Consider the following 22,573-nt stretch of genomic DNA (forward strand, 5'->3'; position numbering starts at 1 on the left):
CGTCAGTGCAGGTGCGTGCGTCCCCGCAGCCTGTGTTCCTGGTCCAGCAATCGCAGCAGCCAGTCGCCGACATCGTCCGGCGCCCTGCCTGCGGACCGCTGCGCCACGGCGCGCTGCAAGGTCGCCTCGACCAGCCGTTCGGCCGAGGGATCGTCCGGCATGATCCGGCGCGACCGTTGCATCATCTCGACGGCGATGGCGCCCAGGCTGTCGTCGTCCACGGGCCGCAGGTTTCGCCGCTGCCGGTGAAGATCGGCCAGAAGCGGGGCCGCATGCCGGTGCCGGGGATAGGTGGGGCAATATCGGAAGCGCAGGGGAAGGGCGCCAGTGCCCCGGTCCTTGAGAAACACGAAGGGGACATCGCTGCGTTGCAGGCTGTCGGCCAGCCAGAAGCCGGTTTCCGGCTGCACGGCCAGGTCCACGATCGCCGCCTGCACCGTTCCTGCAACCTCGATCGCCTCGTGCATGTCTGCGAAGGGTCCGACGACCACATGGCCATGGCGGCGAATTTCGCCCGCAAGCCTTTCGGCAAGGACGGCATCTGCCTGAACAAGCATGACGCGAAGGGCATCAGTCGTCATCTGGCCTCTCTTTCCACGGGCAAGGCACATGCCCCCGATCAAGGAAGTCCAGGAAAGATAGGGACGATCCAGGTCATGTTGAACCGCGGCGCAGCCTGATAAGGGTTGGCCGGTCCCGCTTGGCCGGAAACCGCCGATGGCGATGTCCGTGCTTCGACCAGCCGCAGATGGCGGCAGGAAGGACGTGCGCCAAGGCGCTTTTCGTTCTGGCTTTGTTTCCGTGCAAGGGTGGACTAGACTGCGGATCGGCAAACCAGGGAAACCAGATGGCGGAACCCCAGGATCAAGATGCACCTGCCGCCGGGAAGGCGGTCCGCAAGATCATCCATGTGGACATGGACGCCTTCTATGCCTCGGTCGAACAGCGCGACAATCCCGATTTGCGGGGCAAGCCGGTTGCCGTGGGCGGGTCCGCCGCGCGCGGCGTGGTCGCCGCCGCCAGCTATGAGGCGCGGGCCTTCGGGGTCCGCTCGGCCATGCCCTCGGTGACCGCGAAACGACGCTGCCCCGACCTGATCTTCGTCAAGCCCCGGTTCGAGGTCTATCGCGCCGTGTCCCAGCAGATCCGAGAGGTCTTTGCCGAACATACCGATTTGATCGAGCCGCTGTCGCTGGACGAAGCCTATCTGGACGTGACCCAGAACAAGCAGGGCATCCCCATCGCCACGGACATCGCCCTGATGATCCGCGACCGCATCCGGCAGGTGACGGGGCTGAATGCCTCGGCCGGGATTTCCTACAACAAGTTCCTGGCGAAACTGGCCAGCGACCTGAACAAGCCCAACGGCCAGGCGGTCATCACGCCCGCGCGCGGCCCTGACTTCGTGGCCGCGCTTCCGGTCAGCAAGTTTCACGGCATCGGTCCCGCGACGGCCGCCAAGATGCAGCGGCTGGGCATCGTCACCGGCGCCGACCTGCGCGACAAGCCGGTGGAATTCCTGCGCCAGCATTTCGGCAAGTCCGGCGACTGGTATTTCCGCATCGCGCGGGGGATCGACCATCGCCCTGTCGAACCCGACCGGATCCGCAAATCCGTGGGGGCCGAGGATACGTTCGACCGCGACATCTTCGATTTCGACGCCGCCTGCCTGGAGATCGTGCCCCTGGCCCAGAAGGTCTGGCGGGCCTGCGAAGGAAAGGGGCTGACCGGACGGACCGTGACGCTGAAGGTGAAATACGCCGATTTCCAGCAGATCACCCGCAGCCGCACCCTGACCGCCCCCGTCCACGGCGCCGAGGATCTGCGCGCCATCGCGGTGGGCCTGATGCAGCCGCTGTTCCGGGTGGAAAAGGGCGTCCGCCTGCTGGGTGTCACGCTGTCCTCGTTGGAGGATGACGGCGCCAGGGTGCAGCAGCTTTCGCTGAGCCTGCCCGGTTTCTGATCGCCGCCCGGGCGCGGCCGTTGCATGGCGATGCTTGTCGGCATTGCGGTGCCGTGGGTGGGCCTTGGCAGCCGATCCCGGCCGTCCGGCGATCACCCCCAAGGGCATGGCCTTGACGATCACCCGGTCGGCGCCCTGGCGGAAAAGCCCATTTCACGCGTGACGCGGATCAACGCCATGCCGTCGCGGACCAGGCCGACCATGGTGTCAAGAACCCTTCCTGACCGTCTTGGGGTCAAGCGCGGAGGCATCCATCATGGCCATGCAAGGTGTTACGCCTGGGTTCCGGCGACAGTCACGATGCGGCGCAGGGCCAGCCTGTAGCCCTCGGTCCCGCAGCCTGCGATCACGCCATCGGCGCGCAGGCTGACATAGGAATGATGGCGAAACGCCTCTCGTTTGTGGACGTTCGAGATGTGGACCTCGATCACGGGGCCGTCGAAGGCGTTCAGCGCATCCAGGATCGCCACGGACGTGTGGGTATAGGCGGCCGGGTTGATGACGATGCCGGCCGCTTCCTCGCGCGCCTGGTGGATCCAGTCGATGATCTGGCCTTCGGTGTTCGATTGCAGGAAGCGGATCTTCACGCCCAGTTCGGCCGCCAGGGCCGCGCATTCGCGTTCCACGTCAGCCAGAGTCTCGGACCCATAGATATGTGGCTGGCGCTTGCCCAGCAGGTTCAGGTTGGGACCGTTGAGGATATAGACAAGCTTCGCCATGGAACGACCTTCAAGGCAGGGGAATGCCCGGCGGAACACCCGCCGGGCCGGGGATTCATCGGGCGATGGTGAAGGGAACGCCTTTCATTTCCGTCGCCAACTGCGGCGGGTCCATCTTCATCCAGATGTTGTGGATGCCCTTGATTTGGTCCGTTGCCATGAAATCGGTCAGGAAGGCCTTCACCGTCTGGTTCCCAGTCCGCCTCGCCCAGGCGGGTGCCGACGCCGTTATACAGCGCGGTCGGCGCCAGCGTCCATCCCGGCCCGCGCAGCAGGAACGGGCGACGCTTTCGACGCCGCCCCCGATGATCCCGGCCCTAAGGTTCCGCCGGACGCCTGCAATTCGGGCCGCCGCGCCCAGAGGACGCACCATGTCGCTGCGTCGAACAGCGATCCCGGTGTTTTCGTCAGGCGACATGCCGCAGCCAGGTCCTGCCGGCCATCCTGTCTGGCGCCTCTGGGGGTTTTGATGGATCATGGCCGTGACTGACCGCGAAGGACCATGCCATGACCAATCCCTGCATCATCTGCGTGGCGATCACCGGATCGCTGCCGACCAAGGACAACAACCCCGCCGTGCCGATCACCATCGCCGAGCAGGTCGAGTCGACGCAGGAGGCGTTCGAGGCAGGCGCAACCATCGCCCATTGCCATGTCCGCGACGACGACGGCAGGCCGACAAGCGATCCCGACCGTTTCGCCGCCCTGAAGGAGGGGCTTGAGAAGCACTGTCCCGGCATGATCGTGCAGCTGTCCACCGGTGGACGGTCGGGCGCGGGACGGGAACGGGGCGGGATGCTGCCCCTGCGCCCCGACATGGCGTCACTGTCGGTGGGGTCCAACAACTTTCCGACCCGCGTTTACGAAAACCCGCCCGATCTGGTGGACTGGCTGGCGTCCGAAATGCTGGCCCACGACGTCAAGCCCGAGATCGAGGCCTTCGACCTGTCGCACATCTTCAAGGCCCATCAGATGTGGAAGGCAGGTCAGATCAAGGACCGCCCCTATGTGCAGTTCGTGATGGGGGTGAAGAACGCCATGCCCGTGGATCGCGAGGTCTTCGACTTCTACATCCACACCGTCAGGCGCCTGTTCGGGGACGATGTCCCGTGGTGTGCGGCGGGCATCGGGGCGCGGCAGTTGACGGTCAACGAATGGGCCATCGGCGCGGGCGGCCATGCCCGCACCGGATTGGAGGACAACGTGCGCCTTGACCGCGACCGGCTGGCGCCGTCGAACGCGGCGCTTGTGCAGCGTGCGGTCGATCTGTGCGGCCAATACGACCGCCCTGTCGCCACCTGGCAGCAGGCGCGCGAGATCCTGGGACTGCGGATGGTCCATCCATGACCGTCGGCGCAGGAACGAAAGGTCGGGCGTAACCCCTGGCCCTTCGGACCTCGCGGCAGATGCCGCCGGGACTGGGGGGACCCGGTATGGCCTGCCCGCTTCTGTTGCAGCCGGACAGGGACCGTCAGCCAAGGAAACTTTTAGGCAACTCGGCGATTGGCAAAAGGGGCGGTGCGTGTTTCCCTGTGCGTAAAGGGGGTGGCATGGCGTCTTTGATGATCATCGTGCAACTGGGCGGCGCGGTCGCCTTGTTGCTGTTCGGTCTGAACCTGGTCCGCGACGGCATGACCGAGGCTTTCGGCATCCGCCTGCGCATGGCCTTGGGGATCGGCACGCGCACGGGTGCGGGGGCGTTCCTGGCGGGGCTTGCCGCGACGCTGGGCCTGCAATCCTCGACCGCGACGGCGCTTTTGGCCGCGTCCTTCGTGGATCGCGGCATGATCCGCGCGCGGATGGCGCAGATCGTGCTGCTGGGCGCGAATGTCGGCACCGCGCTGACCGCCTGGGTCGTGTCGTCGGGCGCAGGGGCCTTGACCCCTGTGTTGCTGGTGACCGGCTATGCCCTGTCGAAGCGATCCGGGCCGATGCTGGCGGGCACCGGAAGGGGTCTGATGGGCGTCGGGCTCATGTTGCTGTCGCTGACGCTGCTGGATCTTGCGGCGGCGCCGGTGCGGGAATCGCCCCTGCTGGCGGCATTCCTGCCGATGCTGGATCAGGCCTGGCCCGTGGCCGTGCTGATGGCGGCGGGACTGGCCTTCGCCTGTTCGTCGTCGCTGGCGGCCGTGCTGCTGGTGCTGTCGCTGGGCCTTCCGGCCCCGCTGACGGTGGTTCTGGTGCTGGGCGCCAACCTGGGGGGCGCGGTGGTGCCGGTGGTGCTGACGAAAGGCCTTGCGGCCCCCGCGCGACGCGTTGCGATAGGCAACCTTGTGATCCGCGCCATCGGCTGCATCATCGCCTTGCCTTTCGCCGGGTGGATCGGTCCCGCGCTGCAACAGGTGCCCTTGCCCTGGACCGGCCTTGCGGTCGAGGCGCATCTGGCCTTCAACCTGGCCCTTGCCGTGCTGATCTGGCCCTTTGCCGGCCTGATCACCCGTGGGCTGGAACACCTTGTGGCGTCGGATGACCGCGAAGCCGAACCCGGCCCCCTGTGGCTGGACGACGCCGCCCTGGACACCCCGCTTGTCGCCCTGACCGGCGCCGCAAGAGAGGTTCTGGCCATCGGCGACACGGTCGAACGGATGCTGGTCCAGACCCGGCTGGCCTTCCAGCAGAACGACCCGGCCCCCCTGGCCGAGGTGCAGGAGCTGGAGCGCCGCGTGGACCGGCGCCAGCAAGAGGTGAAGACATACCTGTCCCGCCTGGGCAACCAGGCCAGCGAGGAGGAGCGTCGCCGCGCCATCACCATCCTGGACTATGTCATCAACCTGGAACATGTGGGCGACATCATCGACAAGGGCCTCGCCCCCGAGGTGCGCAAGAAGATCGGCCTTGGCCTGCGCTTTTCGCCCCAGGGTTTTGACGAACTGGACCGGATGTTCGTGATGACCCAAGAAAACCTGCGCATGGCGCAGACGGTCTTCATGACCCGCGACCGCGACATGGCGCGCAGGCTGATGGAGCTGAAGGTCGAGATCCGCAACCTTGAACGCCAGTCGTCGCAGCGCCACCTGTTCCGCCTGCGCGAGGGGCTGGCGGCCAGCCGCGAGACATCGTCGCTGCATCTGGACATCCTGCGCGACCTCAAGCGGGTGAATGCCCATGTCATCTCGGTCGCGCATCCGATCCTGGACGAAGACGGGCTGCTGTTCGAAAGCCGCCTGCGCAGCCGCTGACGCAAAGGCAACTTAATAAATGTCACTTCCGATCAAGGCTGCGGGAACAGTCCCCTTGCGGGTTGGTTGACTTGGCGATGCTGCTGCCCCGGACAAGGGCGGCGGCGCAACCAAGAGGAGCTTTTCATGGCCGACCAAACGCTTGACACGCTGTTCCACGAAACCCTGAAGGACATCTATTACGCCGAACGCAAGATCACCACGTCCCTGCGCAAGATGGCCCGTGCCGCCCAAAGCGAGGATCTGAAGGCCGCGTTCGAGATGCACGAACAGGAAACCCAGGGCCAGATCGAGCGTCTGACCCAGGTGTTCGAACTGATCGGCAAGCGCCCGCGCGGCAAGACCTGCGATGCCATCGAAGGCATCATCGCCGAGGGCGAGGAGATCATGGACGAATTCAAGGGCAGCCCGGCGCTTGACGCGGGCCTGCTGGCTGCGGCCCAGGCGGTCGAGCATTACGAGATCAGCCGCTATGGCACCCTCAAGGCCTGGGCGCAGATGCTGGGTATGAACGAGGCCGTCTCGCTGCTTGACGAGACCCTTCAGGAAGAAGCCGCGACGGACGAAAAGCTGACCGGCCTGGCCGAAGCGGTGATCAACGCCGCGGCGACCGCCAAGGCGGCCTGATCCCCCCGCAACGGTCTTTCAGGCGGCCCCCTCAGTGGGGCCGCTTTTTTCATGCGCCGGAACGCGGCCCTGGTCGTCCCGAACCAGTCCATGCGGGCAATTTGCCTTGGCAGAATGGCTGCCGGGTAACCGGGGCCGTGATGACGACCGGTTCAGAGACGCATGATCGGATCAGGATCATGTTCGGCAAGCCAAGGAATGGCGACGACGGAGTCGTTCCTGCCTTGCCAGACAGCCGGCGACTTCAAGCTGCTCTCATTTATGTGAACGAACGCATTGCGGCAGCGTCTGTTGTTTCTGTGCTGGTCGCAATGACCGATGAACCGCGGAGGGCGGATGCCTGACGAACCCAATGCCGATATCATCCCCGTTGTCGAGGAAACGATATCGCTGTCCAAGCAGGCCGTGATCACCGGACGGGTGCGTGTATCGACGCAGACCGAAACCGTCGAACATCGCCTGCCGGCAGATCTGTCCAGCACAGAGGTCGAGGTGGTTCGGGTGCCCGTCAACCGCAGGATCGACGCCGTGCCGGAGGTGACGACCCGGGACGATCTGACGATCATTCCCGTCGTCGAGGAACGGCTGGTCGTGACGCGCGAGCTGTATCTCCGAGAGGAGGTCCACATCCGGCGTGTCGAACGGCACGAAACCGTCGAGATCCCGGCGGAAACGCGGCGTCAGGTCGTTCGGGTCGAACACCTGTCCGAAAGCGGGCAGGGCGGCGATCCGACCCAATCAAACAGCAAGGAAGATCACGATGACCTATGACAATCAAACCGGCACCATGGGCGGCACTTCGGTATCCGCCATGTTCGACAGCCAGCACGACGCGCAGCGTGCGGTGGATCGCCTGGTTCAGGCAGGCATTCCGACCGCGCGGATCAGGATGGTGTCTGGCGGATCGGACGTCACCGCGACAACCGGGACAAGGACCGGCGACGACAAGGGCTTCTGGGATTCGCTCAGCGATTTCTTCTTTCCCGACGAAGACCGCTATGCCTATGCCGAAGGGCTGTCGCGCGGGGGCTATCTGGTCACGGTGACCGGTCTTGCGTCGTCGGAATACGACACGGCCCTGGACATCCTTGACGACGAAGGCAGCATCGACCTGGACGAGCGCGTCGATACCTGGCGGGCCGAGGGCTGGGGCGGATATGAAGCCAGCAGCTATGCCACCGCGTCGGCGGGCGGCGCCGTGGCAGGTGGCGCCATGGGGGGCGGCTCGGCCACCGGCGATCTGGATGCGCGCACGGAATATGGCGCCCATGGCGAACAGATGGGCCTGCGGGCGGACGAGACGATCCCCGTGGTCGAGGAACGCATCCGCATCGGCAAGCGCGACACCAGCCATGGCCGCGTCCGCGTCCGCGCCTATACGGTCGAGGAGCCAGTCACCGAAAGCGTCGATCTGCGCGAGGAGCGCGTGGAGATCGAACGCCGTCCCGTGGATCGCGCCGTCACCGGCGAGGATGTGTCCTTCCAGGACCGCGTGATCGAGGCCGAGGAATACCGCGAGGAAGCGGTGGTCCAGAAAGAGGCCCGCGTGGTCGAGGAGATCGGCCTGCGCAAGACCAGCGACACCCATCGCGAGACGATTTCGGACACGGTGCGCCATACCGAGGTCGAGATCGAGGACGACCGCGACGCGACCGGTACCATCCGTCGCGACACCAGCCGCGACGACCGGATCGTCTGAGGGATCGCCCGAGGACCGCTAAACAGGAACGGCGCCCCTTGCGGGCGCCGTTCCTCCGTCAGCGCAGCCGCGCCCGGCGCAGATCCGCAAGGTTCGCGCTGCCGGTGCAGAAACAGGCCGTGCGCAACTGCTTCAGCACGATTTCCAATTGCTGTTCCAGCGCCCCCGGTCCCTCGATTGCCGAGGCGAGCACAGCGCCAGCCAGCGACACCACGTCCGCCCCCAGCCTGATGGCACGCGCGGCGTCCAGGCCGGTGACGATGCCCCCCGATCCGATGACGGTTGCCCCAGGTGCTGCTTCGCGGGCGGCGCGGATCGCCTGGGACGTGGGAATGCCCCAGCCGGCAAAGCAGGCGGCCACCTGCGCCGATACGGGATCGGGCGCACGCGCGGCTTCGACCAGGGCCCAGTCCGTGCCGCCCGCGCCCGCGACATCGAAATGGGTGATCCCTTCTTCGGCAAGGCGGGCGATGACGGGGGCGGACAGTCCGGCGCCGACCTCTTTCACGACGACCGGGACGGGCAGGTCGCGCGCCAGGGCGCCGATCTTGGCGGCAAGGCCGCGCCAGTCGCGGTCGCCTTCGGATTGCACGGCTTCCTGCAGCGGGTTCAGGTGCAGGATCAGCGCATTCGCGCCGATCGCCTCGACCGCGCGCAGGGCCTGGTCGCGCCCGAAGCCCCGGTTCAGTTGCGCCGCGCCGAAATTGGCAAGGATGGGGATGTCGGGCGCCAGTTCCCGCAAGCTGCTGTCCAGTCCCGCCGCGCTTCCGCCCTCGATCATCACGCGTTGCGATCCGACCGCCAGGGGCAGGCGCAACTGCTGGCAGACCTGCGCCAGGGCACGATTGATCGCGCCCGCCCGGCTTGGCCCCCCGGTCATCGACCCGATCATCACGGGGGCGTCAATGCGGTGGCCCAGAAATTCGGTGGACAAATCGACGTCGTGCCATGAAACTTCGGGCAATGCGACGTGTTCGAACAAGACCGTCTCCAACCCGGTCGTTATTGTCGGCCCTGCCTGTCCGGCAAGCACGACGTCCAGATGCTGTTCTTTCCGAGAGGTGAGCGTGAGACCGGAATCATTGTCTTTCCCAAGCGACGGGTGGGGGTGGGTCATGCCTGTCAGCCCTTGTCGTTTTGCGTTGTCCCTGTTTGAACAACGCCAATCTTGAAGGACAGTGTCATGCACCAGCAGGCAATAGACAAGCCGAACACGTCGCCCCGCCACCCTGATGCCCAGGCGGGCTTCGCGCGCCAGCTGGACCAGCGGATCACCCATCACCTGTCCCAACTTGCGCCCGCGCCCGCCCGCCTGGTCGAGGCCGCGCGCGATGCCATGTCCAGCGGCAAGCGGCTGCGGCCCTATCTGCTGCATCTGGTCGCGGGCGATGCGGCCGACCGGGACGCCGTGCTGGACATGGCCGTGGCGCTGGAGATGGTGCATACCGCGTCGCTGATCATCGACGACCTGCCGTCCATGGACAACGCCTTGCTGCGGCGCGGACGCCCCACCACCCATGCCCGCTTCGGCGAGGCGACGGCGATCCTGACGGCGATCGGCTTGCTGAACCATGCCGTGTCCATCGCCAACGGTCTGCCCCGCATGGATGCGGTCCAGCGCGGGGCGCTGGTGGCGATCCTGTCGGGGGTGATGGGCTGGCAGGGGCTGGTCGCCGGCCAGGAACTGGATCTGAACGGCTTTTCCGACGCGGACCATACGGGCGACGCCCTGGACCGCATCACCCGGATCAACGCGCTGAAGACCGGTGCGCTTCTGTGCGCCGCAGTCGAGGCAGGCGCGATCCTGGGCGGCCGGGCGGACGGCGAACGAAGCCTGTTGCGCCGCTTTGGCGAGGATCTGGGGCAGGCCTTCCAGATCGCCGACGACCTGATCGACATGCTGTCGGACAGCACGGCAATCGGCAAGGATGTCGGCAAGGACGCGGGCAAGGAAACCTATCTTGCCGTCTTCGGCGCCGAGGAGGCCCTTCGCCGCTGCCGCGCCCTGCTGGCGTCGGCGGATGCGGCGCTTGTGGGGGCCGGCCTGTCGCCCGAACCGTTCCGCTGCATGATCGACGCCATCTTCACCCCGATGCTGGACCGCGTGCCCGCCGCGCAGCAGCAGGCAGGCGCGGCCAGATAGGCCGGGCGCGCACGGCCTGCCCCCTAGGGCCGGACGTAGAGACCGTGGCGGCTGACCGGGACGACCCTGCGGCGCGGGGCCAGAACGGTTGACCCGACCGCGCTGGCCGCCAGCCGCAGCTTTTCGCCCTTGGTCGTGGACAGCCGCCCGTTCCAGGCATCAGGTCCCTGCGCCCGCAGCTTGACGCCGATCTGGCGATAGATGTTGCGGGCGGCGGCGATGGCCAGGGCCGGGCGCCGGGGCAGGGCGGCAATGCCCACGTCCGCGCTGCGATAATAGATTTCGGCATCGTCCAGCAGGCGCAGCGCGACGCGGTGCAGGGCGGGACGCTGGGACAGGTCGTCGGGGTCCACGGCCTCAATCCCCTCGGCCCGCAGCAGATCGCGCGGCAGATAGGTCCGCCCGATCCGCGCATCGTCGATCACGTCCCGCGCGATGTTGGTCAACTGGAAGGCAAGCCCCAGGTCGCTGGCGCGGTCCAGCACGCCCTCGTCCCGGACGCCCATGATCCGCGCCATCATCACGCCCACGACCCCCGCCACGCGATAGCAGTATTCCAGCAGGTCGCCCATCCCGTGATAAACCTGTCCGTTCACGTCCATCGCGAAGCCGTCCAGCAGTTCATCGACATGACGGTGCGGGATGTCGCGGGCCGCCACGACGCGGGCCAGCCCGCCATAGACCGGCGCGGCCGCATCGCCGCGCAGCGCCCGATGCGTCAGGTCGCGCAGTTCCGCCAGCCGGGCGGCGGGATCGCCCTGGGCTGCGGCCGCGAAACCGGCTTCCTGCCCGTCGATCACGTCGTCGGCGTGGCGGCACCAGGCGTAGAGCATCACGCAATCCTCGTGCATCCCGGCCGGCAGGAATTTCGAGGCCATGGCGAAGCTTTTCGACCCCACCGCGATGGATTGCCGGGCCTGGTCCAGGGTCGTGTCGGTCATACGCGCTGCCCGATCATCAGGGATGCCGTGGCCTCGGCCGATCCGACGACGCCGGGAATGCCCGCGCCGGGATGGGTGCCCGCGCCGACGATATACATGTTCTCCAGCCGTTCGTCGCGGTTGTGGGGGCGGAACCAGGCGCTTTGGGTCAGGATCGGCTCGATGGAAAAGGCCGATCCCAGATGCGCGTTCAATTCGGTCTTGAAATCCTGCGGGGTGAAGTGCCGGACGGTCACAAGATCGCGGCGCAGGTTCGGGATATAGCGTTCTTCCAGATAATCAAGGATCCGGTCGCGATAGGCCTCGGCCGCCTTGTCCCAATCCATGTCCACCGTGCCCAGATGCGGCACCGGGGCCAGAACGTAATAGGCGCTGCACCCTTCCGGGGCGAGGTCGGGATCCGTCACCGACGGCGCGTGCAGGTAAAGCGAGAAGTCATCGGCCAGCTTCTTGCCCCCGAAGATCTCTCCGATCAACTCGCGATAGCGGGGGCCGAACAGGACCATGTGGTGGCGCAACTCGGGGCGCAGGCCGCGCAGCCCGAAATAGATCACGAACAGCGACATGGAATGGCGCTTCCTGGCCAGCTTGTCGCCCTTGGGATCGCGCAAAAGGTTGCGATAGGTGTGGACCACGTCGGCGTTGCTGGCGACCATGTCGAAGGGGTGGCGCTGTCCGCGCGCATGGATTGCGGTGGCGCGGTTGCCCTCGGTCTCGATCCGGTCCACGGGGCTGTCCAGATGGATGGTGCCGCCCAGGTCCTGGAACAGTTGCACCATGCCCGCGACAAGGGCGCCCGTGCCGCCCTTGGCGAACCAGACGCCGCCCTGGCGTTCCAGCGCATGGATCAGCGCATAGATCGACGAGGTGCTGAACGGATTGCCGCCCACCAGCAGCGTGTGGAAGCTGAAGGCCTGACGCAGGTGTTCGTCCTTGATGTGGCGCGCGACCATCGAATGGACCGACCGCCAGGCCTGCAGCCGCGCCAGTTGCGGCGCGGCACGGATCATGTCCGAGAAATGCAGGAAGGGCACGGTGCCCAGCTTTTCATAGCCCTCGCGATAGACGTCGCGGGAATAGGCCAGGAAGCGGCGATACCCTTCGACATCGGGCGGGTTGATCGCGTGGATCTGGCGTTCGATCGACGGCTGGTCGTCGGCATAGTCGAAGACCGTCCCGTCTTCCCAGCACAGGCGATAGAAGGGCTCGACCGGCAGCAGGGTGACGTGTTCGGAAATGTCGCGGCCCGACAGCCGCCACAGCTTCTTCAGGCAGTCGGGATCGGTGATGACCGTCGGCCCCGCGTCGAAGGTGAAGCCCGCGTCGTGATAGACATAGGCCCGCCCGCCGGGCTTGTCGCGCTTTTCAAACACCGTGGTGGCGATGCCCGCGCTTTGCAGACGGATCGCAAGCGCAAGGCCGCCCAGGCCCGCGCCGATGACGGCGGCGGTCTTGCCGGGTTCGTGTTTCATGCAGGTTTCACCTTGAGGGTTTCGGGCAGGCAGCGCAGCGCGCGGCCCACGGGGACGGGCGGGCGGCCCGTCAGGATGCGGGCCTTGTCGGCAAGCGTGCTGCGCCCTGCGTAAAGCCGTTCGATCAGCGGTTCGGGCAGGCGATAGAACCGTTGCATCACATGCCGCCGTTCGTCAGGGTCGGCGGCCTCGAACAGCATCCGCGACAGCAGGCGGTAAAAGCCCTGGGCCTTTGCCTCGGCCAGCGAATCGCGGCGCAGCGCCTGGGCCAGGGCGTGCGGACCCTGCCGCCAGTGCCGCGCGATCAGGTCGGCGCTGCGCACCGCATGGGGCAGGCTGTAGCCGGTCAACGGATGAAACCGCATGGCCCGCAATCCGATGACGGGAATGTCCTGGGGCCGGGCGCGCCAGAAGGCATCGGCGTCGAAGCGCAGGGCGATGGGCAGGACGCCGCTTTCCTCTCGCTCAATCTCGTCCACCTGCCAGCCGTGATCTGCCGCGTAATCCGCAATGCCCGCGCGCTGGTCGGCGGCGGACAGGGCGGCGCCGTCGGAATAATAGGTCGCCTCGATCAACAGGCGAGTGTCGTCGAAGGGCAGCAGATAGAAGAACCGGTATCCGTCCTGCTGCGGCACGGTGGCGTCCATGATGACGGGACGCGTCAGGCCATGGGGGGCGGCCAGGCGCAGTTCCTGGCCCAGGAATTTCTGGAACCGCACCTGGATCGCGGGATGGGGGGCAAAGCCGCGCGCGTCGATGGCAAGCGCGTCGATCCGCGACCCGTCCGCCAGCACGACACCCCCCGCGTCGATCGAGGTCACGCGGGCCGTCAGCCGCGACACCCCCGGCAGACCGGCCAAGGCCGCGCCCAGGCTTTCCGCATCCACCGAGGCATAGCCCGCCCGCAACTGCCGGTCATAGCCGGGAAAGCGCACGTCCTGTCCGTCCCAGGCCCGCCGGATCGCGGGGGCAAGCCAAGCGCGCTGGGCTGCATCCACGTCATCCGCGTGAAAGGACCATGTATGGCCGGCCAGGGGATCGGGTCGCTGATCGACCAGCAGCACGCGTGTCGCGCCCGCCAGGCGCAGCGCCGCAAGCGAAGCCGACAGCCCCGCGCCGACAATGACGATGTCTGTGGAGTTCGCTGTCATATCCCTTTGATCTTGTGCCCCTTGTCACTGCGGCTGGCGTCCTTACTGTGGCAAGGATGACCGATGAAAACCGTTCCGCCCCGCCGCTATCCTCCGAACGATCCGCCAGCCTGACGCTGGATGCAAGCGAATTGCCGCAGGGCAGGGGATGGGGGCGGCAAGCTGTCGCACTGATCGCGATGGCGCTGCTGGGAAAGCTGGCGATGCTGGCGATCCTGGGCCGCCCGATCAACTGCGGTTGCGGCCAGATCTGGGCGATGCCGGACCAGGCCGGGTTGAATTCGCAGACGGTGCTGGACCCTTACAGCGTGCTGCACCTTGTCTTTGGCGCGGTGCTGGCCAAGCTGATCTGGTGGAAACGGCCCGACTGGTCGCTGTGGAAAATCGCCGCGGCCGTGGTCGTCAGCAGCACCGTCTGGGAGGTCGTCGAGAACCTTCCCCTTGTGATCGACCTGTTCGGCTATTCCCAGGATGATCCGCTGGCCTATGACGGGGACAGCATCGTCAATTCCTTCAGCGACAGCGCCGCGACGGTGCTGGGGGCCGCGCTTGCGCTGCCGCTGGCCGGCTGGCTGGTGGCGGCCTTGGCCGTCGGGGCGGAACTGCTGCTGTCGCTGTGGGTCGGCGACGGCTTCCTGATCATGCTGTGGCGGGCCTTGGGGCTGTGAACAGCGCCTCGACCCGATCGATGGCGCCCGCCGCGCCTTCCCACGTCCCGGCCTGCGCCGCGAACCGCCGGGCCGTCTGGCGATAGCCGGGGTCGTCCAGCAAGGTCCGCACGGCAGCGGCGATCCGCGCCGTGCTGCGTTGCCAGGGATGCAGCCGCAGGCCCGCGCCGCAATGGGCGATCCGCGCGGCCACGCCCGGTTGGTCATGGGTCAGGGGCAGGGCCAGCATCGGCACCCCGGCCGCAAGGCATTCCAGCGCCGTGTTCAGCCCGGCATGGGTCACGCACAGGTCGGCGCGCGCCAGGACCGCCTGCTGTGGCACGAAGCTGCGCACCCAGTCTGCGGGGATCGCGCACGCCTGGTCGTCGGTCAGCGATCCCGCATGGGACACCAGCACCTGCGCACCCGCCTGCCGGCAAGCCCGCGCGATCCGCGCCAGAAGCCCTGCGCGGTGGCCCTGCAAGGTGCCCAGCGAGGCATAGACGAATGGCCGCCCCGGATCGGGTGCGATGTCGGCCGGAAAATCCTGCGCCACCTGGCCTTTCCGGAAGGGACCGACGGGGGCGATGTGGCAACCGTTCGCGGGGCGGGGATAGTCGAAGCCCGGCGCCATCTGCGACAGCGCCAGATCGGGGGACAGGCAATCCTGCAGGCGGCGCAGATTGCCCAGTGACCAGCTTTGTGCCCACTGCCGGATGACGCGCAATTGCGGGGTCATCAGAAGATCGGCCACCCGTTCGCCCCCCCTGTTGCGGCGCAGGCCATCGGCCGAGGGATCATGCGGCCAGCCCAGGAAGGGCAGGGGAATGCCTGGTTCGGGATCCATCGGCACCGCGCAGGCCACCGACACCAGCGGCACCCCAAGCGCGCGGGCCAGCAGGCCCGACGCGGGCTCCATCTGATCGCCCAGGACCAGGTCGGGCGACAGGCCGCGCAGCACGCCCAAGCCCTCGCGGCACAGCCGGTCGGTGCGCCGCGCGCCCGTTACGATTTCGGCCAGCAGGCGGCGGGGCTGGGGGCGGGCAGGGGGACCGGGAAGCGTGGCCTGCGCCACGCCGTCCTCAAGCGCGATGCCGGGTTCGGTCAGGAAGATCGCCTCGTGGCCACGGCGGACCAGTTCGCGGGACAGGGCCTCGAAGGCGCGCAGGTGGCTGTGAAGCGGCGGGGTGATCAGAACGGCGCGCATGGAACCTCGGGCAGGTGGGCAGGGCTTTGGCGGGGCAGTGGTCGCACAAATGCTGCCGGGTTGCACTTGCGCTTTCGCTGCGGTTTGCCGCATGGGTATGGCAAGGGGAAGGACCATTGGCGATCAGGCTGATCATCTTCGATTGCGACGGCGTGATCGCCGACAGCGAAGGCCTGTCGGCTGCCGTCCTGATCGACCTGCTGGCCGCCCTGGACATTGCCGTGACAGCCGACGATGTGCGCCGCGATTTCGTGGGCCGCAGCTTCCCGACCGTCGCCCAGACCATCCGCCAGCAATTCGGCAAGCCCCTGCCCGCCAGCTTCGAGGCCGATTACCGCGCGCGCCTGCTGGCCCGTTTCACCACCGAACTGGGGCCGACCCCCGGTTTCATGGCGATGCTGGATGCGCTGCGGATCCCGTCCTGCATCGCCACGTCGTCAAGCCCGCAGCGGGTCGGGCACACGCTGCACGTCCTGGGACTGACCGACCGTTTCGGGGACCGGGTCTTCACGGCAAGCCAGGTCCGTCACGGAAAGCCCGCGCCCGACCTGTTCCTGCTGGCCGCCGAACGCATGGGCTGCCCGCCCGCAGCCACCCTGGTGATCGAGGACAGCGGCCCCGGCGTCGCGGCCGCGCTGGCGGCCGGGATGCGTGTGCTGCATTACGCGGGCGGCGTGCATCTGCGGGGCCATGACCCGATGGCCCTGCCCGACGGGGTGCGATCCTTTGACAATTGGGGCGATTTTCCGCATCTGTTGATGGATCTTCAGGAAGGAACCGCTATCCCGTGAACGCAGGACGATCCAGCGCCGAAGCAGTCCGCCTGGACGATGCCGCACGGGCAGGGTGGCTTTATTACGTCGCGGGCAATACCCAGGACGAAATCGCCCGCAAGCTGGGCGTCAGCCGCCAGTCGGCGCAGCGGCTGGTCGCCATGGCGGTCAGCGAGAAGCTGATCAAGGTGCGCGTCGATCATCCCATCGCGCGCTGCATGGATCTGGCCGACGCCTTGTCGGACCGTTTCGGGCTGACCTCCTGCGAGGTGGTGCCGTCCGACCCCGATGCGCCCGACCTGCTGACCGGCATCGCGATTGCGGCGGCGGCGGAACTGGAACGGCTGCTGAAATCCCCCGAACGGCGCATCGTCAGCCTGGGGACGGGCCGGGCGCTGAAGGCCACGGTGGAACAACTGCCGCGCATGTCCTGTCCGCAGCATGTCGTGGTGTCCCGGCTGGGGAACATGATGCAGGACGGCTCGGCCTCGCCCTATAACGCGACGATCAGCCTGGCCGGACGGATCGGGGCGCCGCATTACCCCTATCCCTTGCCGGTGCTGGCGCGGAACCCCGGCGAACTGGCCGCCATGCGGAACCAGGAGGCCGTGCAGAACACGATCCGCCTGTGCGAACGGGCCGACCTTTCGTTGGTGGGCATCGGCCAGATGGACCGTAGCGCGCCGATGTTCCTGGACGGCTTTGCCAGCGCGGCCGAGATGGACGAGCTTGCCGCCCTTGGGGCGGTGGGGGAAATCACCAGCTGGGTTTACGACCGGAATGGCCGGATCATCGACTGCGCCTTCAACGAACGCGTGGCCTCGGCGCCCCTGCCGCGTGCGGGCGACCGCCCGATGATCGCCGTCGCCACCGGCGAGGCAAAGCTGCCCGCGATGCGGGCCGCACTGGTGGGGCATCTTGTGAACGGGTTGATCACCTCGGAAGCCATGGCCGAACGCTTGTTGGCTGGCTGACGTCCAATCCCCTTTAAAAGCACGAAATTTGCCGCTTTGGCGGATCGGCAGGGCATGGCAAACTTTGCTGATTGACAGACGGCCAGAGCTTTGTGAGTATTTGCCCGTCGAAGTGGCAAATGCCCAAACGACAAGGGGAGGATAGCATGACCACGACTTTGCGCGCCCTGTTGGGTGCGACGGCGCTGTGCGCCACCGCCGGTATTGCTGCTGCGCAGGACAATGTGACGCTGACCATCGCCACCGTGAACAACGGCGACATGATCCGCATGCAGGGCCTGACCGACGAATTCACCGCCGCCAATCCGGGCATCCAGGTGCAATGGGTGACGCTCGAGGAAAACATCCTGCGCGAGCGCGTGACCACCGACATCGCCACGCAGGGCGGGCAGTACGACGTCCTGACCATCGGTACCTACGAGGTTCCGATCTGGGCCAAGCAGGGCTGGCTGGTGCCGCTGGAACTGGGCGACGCCTATGATGTGGACGACCTGATCCCGGCCGTCCGCGACGCGCTGTCGGTCGATGGCAAGCTGTATGCCGCGCCCTTCTATGCCGAATCTGCGATGGTGATGTATCGCACCGACCTGGCCGAGGCTGCGGGCGTGACCATCCCCGAGGCGCCGACATGGGCCGACATCCGCGACGCGGCGGCGAAGATGACCGACAAGTCGAAAGAGCAGTACGGCATCTGCCTGCGTGGCAAGCCCGGCTGGGGCGAAAACATGGGCTTCATCACCGCGATGGCCAACAGCTATGGCGCGCGCTGGTTCGACACCGACTGGAAGCCGCAGTTCGACAGCGAGGAGTGGAAGGCCACGCTGACCGACTATCTGGCCATGATGAACGAATACGGGCCGCCCGGCGCCTCGTCGAACGGCTTCAACGAGAACCTGTCGCTGTTCCAGCAAGGCAAGTGCGCCATCTGGATCGACGCCACCGTCGCCGCCAGCTTTGTGACCGATCCTGCGACATCGACTGTGGCGGACAATGTGGGATTTGCGCAGTTCCCCAACCGCGAGGGCGTGGATAACCGCGGAAACTGGCTTTGGGCTTGGAGCCTGGCGATCCCCACATCCTCGGACGCGCAAGAGGCCGCCCAGACCTTCATCGCCTGGGCCACGTCCAAGGAATATTCGGAACTGGTCGCCGAACGCGAGGGCTGGCGCGCGGTGCCGCCGGGAACCCGGACCTCGCTTTACGAGAACCCCGACTATCAGGCCGAGGCGCCCTTCGCGGCCATGACGATCGATTCCATCAACGCGGCCAATACGCAGAAGGCGTCGGTGCAGGACGTTCCCTATACCGGGGGCCAGTTCGTGGCGATCCCGGAATTCCAGGGCATCGGCACGGCGGTGGGCCAGCAGTTCTCGGCGGCCCTGGCGGGGCAGATGTCGGCCGAGGATGCCCTGGCGGCGGCCCAGTCCAACACCACCCGCGAAATGACGCGGGCGGGCTACATCAAGTAACGAGTCTCTCGGTTGCCAGTCCGGCACCGCCCGGCCCTCCTCTGGGCGGTGCCCCCTTCGGGGTCCGGGCCGTTGCGCCCATCGTCAACGGAGTTTCGCCATGGCCACACGCCAGACCCAGGGGCTTGCCCGGCTGATGCGGGCGCCCGCGATCATCCTGCTGTTCGTCTGGATGATCGTGCCGCTGTGCATGACGCTGTATTATTCTTTCCTGAACTACAACCTGCTGAACCCCGGCATGACCAGCTGGGCGGGGTGGTTCAACTATCAGTATTTCTACACCGACCCGGCCTTCTTCGAGGCGATCCGGAACACGCTGGTCCTGGTGCTGGGGGTGCTGCTGATCACCGTCGTCGGCGGCATCGCCATCGCCATGCTGATCGACAAGCCGATCTGGGGGCAGGGGGTGGTGCGCATCCTGGTGATCAGCCCCTTCTTCGTGATGCCTCCGGTGGCCGCGCTGATCTGGAAGAACATGATCATGCACCCGTCATACGGCGTGCTGGCCGACGTCGCGCGGTTCCTGGGCACAAGCCCGGTTGACTGGTTCGCGCAATACCCCCTGACCTCGATCATCCTGATCGTGGCCTGGCAATGGCTGCCCTTCGCCACGCTGATCCTGCTGACATCGCTGCAATCGCTGGACACCGAGCAGATGGAAGCGGCCGAGATGGACGGCGCGCCTGCATACGCCCGTTTCCTCTATCTGGTGTTGCCGCACATGGCGCGCGCGATCACGGTGGTGATCCTGATCCAGACGATCTTCCTGCTGGGCATCTATGCGGAAATCCTGGTGACGACCAACGGCGGGCCGGGAACGGCGTCCACCAACCTGACCTTCCTGATCTATCGCGCCGCGCGGCTGAACTTCGACATCGGCGGGGCCGCCGCCGGGGGCATCATCGCGGTGGTGCTGGCAAACCTGATCGCCATCTTCCTGATGCGCGCCGTCGGCAAGAACCTGGACTGAGGGGGCAAACATGGCACGCGCAACATCCCGCAAGGCCCGGATCGGCTGGACCGTCGCCGCATGGCTGGTGGCGCTGCTGATCTTCTTTCCGATCCTCTACACGATCATCACCAGCCTGAAGACGGAACAGGAGGCCATCGCGGGCTTCGACCTTATCCCGTCCTTCACGCTGGAAAGCTTCCAGACGGTGCAAAGCCAGAACAACTATTTCCGGCCCTTCACCAATTCGGTGATCCTGGCGGTGGGGTCCACGCTTCTGGCGCTGATCGTGGCGATCCCGGCGGCCTGGGCCATGGCCTTCTCGCCCACGAAGCGGACCAAGGACATCCTGATGTGGATGCTGTCCACCAAGATGATGCCCGCCGTGGCCGTGCTGGTGCCGATCTATCTGATCTTCCTGCGCACGGGGCTGATGGACACGCGGATCGGGCTGACGGTCCTTCTGATGCTGATCAACCTGCCGATCGTGATCTGGATGCTCTACACCTATTTCCGCGAAATCCCCGGAGAGATCCTGGAAGCCGCGCGGATGGACGGCGCGACCCTGCGCGACGAGATCCTGTATGTGCTGACGCCCATGGCGATCCCGGGCATCGCATCCACGCTGCTTCTGAACATCATCCTGGCCTGGAACGAGGCCTTCTGGACGATCCAGCTGACCACCACCAATGCGGCGCCCTTGTCGGCCTTCATCGCCAGCTTCTCCAGCCCGCAGGGGCTGTTCTGGGCCAAGCTGTCGGCGGCCTCGGTCATGGCCATCGCGCCGATCCTGGTGCTGGGCTGGTTCAGCCAGAAACAACTGGTCCGGGGCCTGACCTTCGGCGCCGTGAAATAAGGGGGAACATTATGGGACAGATAACCCTGCAGGGCGTGACCAAGCGGTTCGGCGAGATCGAGGTGATCCCGCCCCTGGACCTGACCATCGAGGACGGCGAATTCGTGGTCTTCGTGGGTCCCTCGGGCTGCGGCAAGTCCACGCTTCTGCGCCTGATCGCGGGGCTGGAGGATGTGAGCGACGGTCGCATCCTGATCGACGGCCAGGATGCGACCGAGGCATCCCCGGCCAAGCGCGGGCTGGCGATGGTATTCCAGTCCTATGCGCTTTACCCGCACATGTCGGTCCGAAAGAACATCGCCTTCCCGATGAAGATGGCGGGCGTGCCCAAGGCCGAACAGGACCGCCGGATCGAGGCTGCGGCAAAGGCCCTGAACCTGACCAACTATCTCGACCGCCGTCCGGGCCAGTTGTCGGGCGGCCAGCGTCAGCGCGTCGCCATCGGCCGGGCCATCGTGCGCGAACCGGCGGCCTTCCTGTTCGACGAGCCCCTGTCGAACCTTGACGCCGCGTTGCGCGTGGGGATGCGGCTGGAGATCAGCGAACTGCACAACCGGCTGAAGACCACGATGATCTATGTCACCCATGATCAGGTCGAGGCGATGACCATGGCCGACAAGATCGTGGTCCTGCAGGCGGGCCGGATCGAGCAGGTGGGATCGCCGCTGGACCTGTATCACAGCCCGCGCAACGTCTTCGTGGCGGGCTTCATCGGCAGCCCCAGGATGAACCTGTTCGGGGGCGCGGCGGCTGCGGAATACGGCGCCCAGACCATCGGCGTGCGGCCCGAACATATCCGCATCTCGGCCACCGAGGGCAAATGGAGGGGTCGCGTCGGCGTCAGCGAACACCTGGGATCGGACAGCTTCTTCTATGTCGAGGATACGGGCTTGGCGGACACCATCACCGTCCGGTCCACCGGCGAAGTCGATCTTCACCACGGCGACACCGTCTGGCTGACCCCGGACGAGGGAAAAATCCATCGCTTTGACAAGAACGGAGACCGCATCTGATGCGACGACTGGACGGCAAGCGCGCGCTGATCACGGGGGCTGCGCGCGGCATCGGGCTGGAATTCGCCCGCGCCTATCTGGCCGAAGGCGCCCGCGTGGCGATCTGCGACATCAACATCGACGCTGCGCGGAAGGCGGCCGATGGCCTTGGCGAAGGCGCCATCGCGGTGCGCCTGGACGTCACCGACCAGGCCAGCATCGACACCTGCGTGGCCGAGGTCGAAGGCGCATTCGGCGGCATCGACATCCTGGTGAACAACGCGGCCCTGTTCACCGCGGCCCCCATCGTGGAAATCACCCGCGCCGATTACGACCGCATCTTCGCGGTCAACGTATCCGGCCCGCTGTTCATGATGCAGGCGGTGGCGCGCGGCATGATCGAACGCGGAAAGGGCGGCAAGATCATCAACATGGCCTCCCAGGCGGGGCGGCGCGGGGAACCGCTGGTCGCCGTCTATTGCGCCAGCAAGGCCGCCGTCATCAGCCTGACGCAATCGGCAGGGCTGAACCTGATCGAACACGGCATCAACGTGAACGCCATCGCGCCCGGCGTGGTGGACGGGGAACATTGGGACGGCGTGGACGCCTTCTTCGCGAAATACGAAAACAAGGCCCCCGGCCAGAAAAAACGCGAAGTGGGCGCCGCCGTCCCCTTCGGCCGCATGGGCACCGCCGCCGACCTGACCGGCATGGCGATCTTCCTGGCCTCGTCGGACGCAGACTACATCGTCGCCCAGACCTACAACGTCGATGGCGGCAACTGGATGAGCTGAGGCTTGTCCCCCAGAAGA

23 protein-coding genes are annotated in these 22,573 nt (G+C 66.5%); 15 read left to right on the forward strand and 8 right to left on the reverse strand.

From position 1 onward, the window contains the following. Positions 1-2 precede the first annotated feature (2 nt). Positions 3-581, reverse strand: a complete 579-nt coding sequence (locus tag IEX25_RS04000) for a response regulator (RefSeq protein ID WP_188714127.1) — start codon at positions 579-581, stop codon at positions 3-5. 266 nt (positions 582-847) lie between these two features. On the opposite strand from IEX25_RS04000, the gene dinB reads away from it, so the two are divergent. Beyond that, positions 848-1,963 (forward strand): DNA polymerase IV, encoded by a 1,116-nt coding sequence (gene dinB / locus IEX25_RS04005; protein ID WP_188714128.1) that lies wholly within the window; start codon positions 848-850, stop codon positions 1,961-1,963. A gap of 272 nt (positions 1,964-2,235) precedes the next feature. Here the strand turns inward: dinB and aroQ are convergent, their stop codons facing one another. Both aroQ and IEX25_RS20300 read right to left on the reverse strand, forming a co-directional pair. After that, entirely contained in the window at positions 2,236-2,682 is a 447-nt protein-coding gene (gene aroQ, locus IEX25_RS04010; protein WP_188714129.1) for a type II 3-dehydroquinate dehydratase, read from the reverse strand. Between the two features lie 55 nt (positions 2,683-2,737). Further along, positions 2,738-2,866: a hypothetical protein gene (locus IEX25_RS20300; protein WP_268236127.1), complete on the reverse strand. Its 129-nt coding sequence runs from the start codon at positions 2,864-2,866 to the stop codon at positions 2,738-2,740. Positions 2,867-3,189: 323 nt separating this feature from the next. On the opposite strand from IEX25_RS20300, the gene IEX25_RS04015 reads away from it, so the two are divergent. The 5 genes from IEX25_RS04015 to IEX25_RS04035 all read left to right on the forward strand — a co-directional run bounded on the left by IEX25_RS04015 (position 3,190) and on the right by IEX25_RS04035 (position 8,187). Further along, a complete protein-coding gene (locus IEX25_RS04015; RefSeq protein WP_188714130.1) occupies positions 3,190-4,029 on the forward strand; it encodes a 3-oxoadipate:acetyl-CoA acetyltransferase in 840 nt (279 codons plus the stop codon). Between the two features lie 203 nt (positions 4,030-4,232). Beyond that, on the forward strand, positions 4,233-5,861 hold the full coding sequence (locus tag IEX25_RS04020; protein ID WP_188714131.1) for a Na/Pi cotransporter family protein: 1,629 nt from the start codon (positions 4,233-4,235) through the stop codon (positions 5,859-5,861). 126 nt (positions 5,862-5,987) lie between these two features. Next, positions 5,988-6,488: a YciE/YciF ferroxidase family protein gene (locus tag IEX25_RS04025; RefSeq protein ID WP_188714132.1), complete on the forward strand. Its 501-nt coding sequence runs from the start codon at positions 5,988-5,990 to the stop codon at positions 6,486-6,488. A 336-nt stretch (positions 6,489-6,824) separates the two neighbouring features. Beyond that, entirely contained in the window at positions 6,825-7,259 is a 435-nt protein-coding gene (locus IEX25_RS04030) for a YsnF/AvaK domain-containing protein (RefSeq protein WP_188714133.1), read from the forward strand. Continuing rightward, a complete protein-coding gene (locus IEX25_RS04035) occupies positions 7,249-8,187 on the forward strand; it encodes a YsnF/AvaK domain-containing protein (protein WP_229665031.1) in 939 nt (312 codons plus the stop codon). The genes IEX25_RS04030 and IEX25_RS04035 overlap by 11 nt, the downstream gene beginning before the upstream one ends. 58 nt (positions 8,188-8,245) lie before the next feature. On the opposite strand, the gene fni is transcribed toward IEX25_RS04035, so the two are convergent. Then, positions 8,246-9,466: a type 2 isopentenyl-diphosphate Delta-isomerase gene (gene fni, locus IEX25_RS04040; protein WP_308421426.1), complete on the reverse strand. Its 1,221-nt coding sequence runs from the start codon at positions 9,464-9,466 to the stop codon at positions 8,246-8,248. Between fni and IEX25_RS04045 the strand changes: the two genes are divergently transcribed. Continuing rightward, positions 9,371-10,330, forward strand: a complete 960-nt coding sequence (locus tag IEX25_RS04045) for a polyprenyl synthetase family protein (RefSeq protein ID WP_188714135.1) — start codon at positions 9,371-9,373, stop codon at positions 10,328-10,330. The two genes, fni and IEX25_RS04045, sit on opposite strands and share 96 nt — an antisense overlap. Before the next feature lie 23 nt (positions 10,331-10,353). Here the strand turns inward: IEX25_RS04045 and IEX25_RS04050 are convergent, their stop codons facing one another. The 3 genes from IEX25_RS04050 to crtY are packed head-to-tail and all read right to left on the reverse strand — an operon-like array spanning position 10,354 to position 13,894. Continuing rightward, positions 10,354-11,271: a phytoene/squalene synthase family protein gene (locus IEX25_RS04050; protein ID WP_188714136.1), complete on the reverse strand. Its 918-nt coding sequence runs from the start codon at positions 11,269-11,271 to the stop codon at positions 10,354-10,356. Further along, a complete protein-coding gene (locus tag IEX25_RS04055; RefSeq protein WP_188714137.1) occupies positions 11,268-12,743 on the reverse strand; it encodes a phytoene desaturase in 1,476 nt (491 codons plus the stop codon). Before IEX25_RS04055 ends, IEX25_RS04050 begins: the two co-directional genes overlap by 4 nt. Next, on the reverse strand, positions 12,740-13,894 hold the full coding sequence (gene crtY, locus IEX25_RS04060; protein ID WP_188714138.1) for a lycopene beta-cyclase CrtY: 1,155 nt from the start codon (positions 13,892-13,894) through the stop codon (positions 12,740-12,742). The genes IEX25_RS04055 and crtY overlap by 4 nt, the downstream gene beginning before the upstream one ends. Before the next feature lie 56 nt (positions 13,895-13,950). Between crtY and IEX25_RS04065 the strand changes: the two genes are divergently transcribed. Beyond that, positions 13,951-14,562 (forward strand): DUF2585 family protein, encoded by a 612-nt coding sequence (locus IEX25_RS04065; protein ID WP_103172660.1) that lies wholly within the window; start codon positions 13,951-13,953, stop codon positions 14,560-14,562. Here the strand turns inward: IEX25_RS04065 and IEX25_RS04070 are convergent. Next, positions 14,534-15,748 (reverse strand): glycosyltransferase, encoded by a 1,215-nt coding sequence (locus IEX25_RS04070; protein WP_188714139.1) that lies wholly within the window; start codon positions 15,746-15,748, stop codon positions 14,534-14,536. The two genes, IEX25_RS04065 and IEX25_RS04070, sit on opposite strands and share 29 nt — an antisense overlap. A 116-nt stretch (positions 15,749-15,864) precedes the next feature. Here IEX25_RS04070 and IEX25_RS04075 point away from each other — a divergent pair, with 116 nt between their 5' ends. From IEX25_RS04075 to IEX25_RS04105, 7 genes are all read left to right on the forward strand, one after another. Beyond that, complete coding sequence (locus tag IEX25_RS04075) at positions 15,865-16,539, forward strand: HAD family hydrolase (RefSeq protein ID WP_229665032.1); 675 nt, start codon at positions 15,865-15,867, stop codon at positions 16,537-16,539. Beyond that, a complete protein-coding gene (locus tag IEX25_RS04080) occupies positions 16,536-17,495 on the forward strand; it encodes a sugar-binding transcriptional regulator (RefSeq protein ID WP_188714140.1) in 960 nt (319 codons plus the stop codon). Before IEX25_RS04075 ends, IEX25_RS04080 begins: the two co-directional genes overlap by 4 nt. 146 nt (positions 17,496-17,641) lie before the next feature. Continuing rightward, complete coding sequence (locus tag IEX25_RS04085) at positions 17,642-18,964, forward strand: ABC transporter substrate-binding protein (protein WP_188714141.1); 1,323 nt, start codon at positions 17,642-17,644, stop codon at positions 18,962-18,964. 100 nt (positions 18,965-19,064) lie between these two features. Further along, complete coding sequence (locus IEX25_RS04090) at positions 19,065-19,934, forward strand: carbohydrate ABC transporter permease (protein WP_103172656.1); 870 nt, start codon at positions 19,065-19,067, stop codon at positions 19,932-19,934. Between the two features lie 10 nt (positions 19,935-19,944). Then, positions 19,945-20,769 carry a carbohydrate ABC transporter permease gene (locus tag IEX25_RS04095; protein ID WP_103172655.1) on the forward strand — a complete coding sequence of 275 codons (825 nt, stop codon included), beginning with the start codon at positions 19,945-19,947 and terminating at the stop codon, positions 20,767-20,769. Between the two features lie 11 nt (positions 20,770-20,780). Continuing rightward, on the forward strand, positions 20,781-21,782 hold the full coding sequence (locus IEX25_RS04100) for an ABC transporter ATP-binding protein (RefSeq protein WP_188714142.1): 1,002 nt from the start codon (positions 20,781-20,783) through the stop codon (positions 21,780-21,782). Then, on the forward strand, positions 21,782-22,555 hold the full coding sequence (locus IEX25_RS04105) for an L-iditol 2-dehydrogenase (protein WP_188714143.1): 774 nt from the start codon (positions 21,782-21,784) through the stop codon (positions 22,553-22,555). The genes IEX25_RS04100 and IEX25_RS04105 overlap by 1 nt, the downstream gene beginning before the upstream one ends. Positions 22,556-22,573 lie beyond the last annotated feature (18 nt).

The sequence above is a fragment of the Paracoccus acridae genome, from assembly GCF_014642735.1.
Taxonomy (GTDB): Bacteria; Pseudomonadota; Alphaproteobacteria; order Rhodobacterales; family Rhodobacteraceae; genus Paracoccus; species Paracoccus acridae.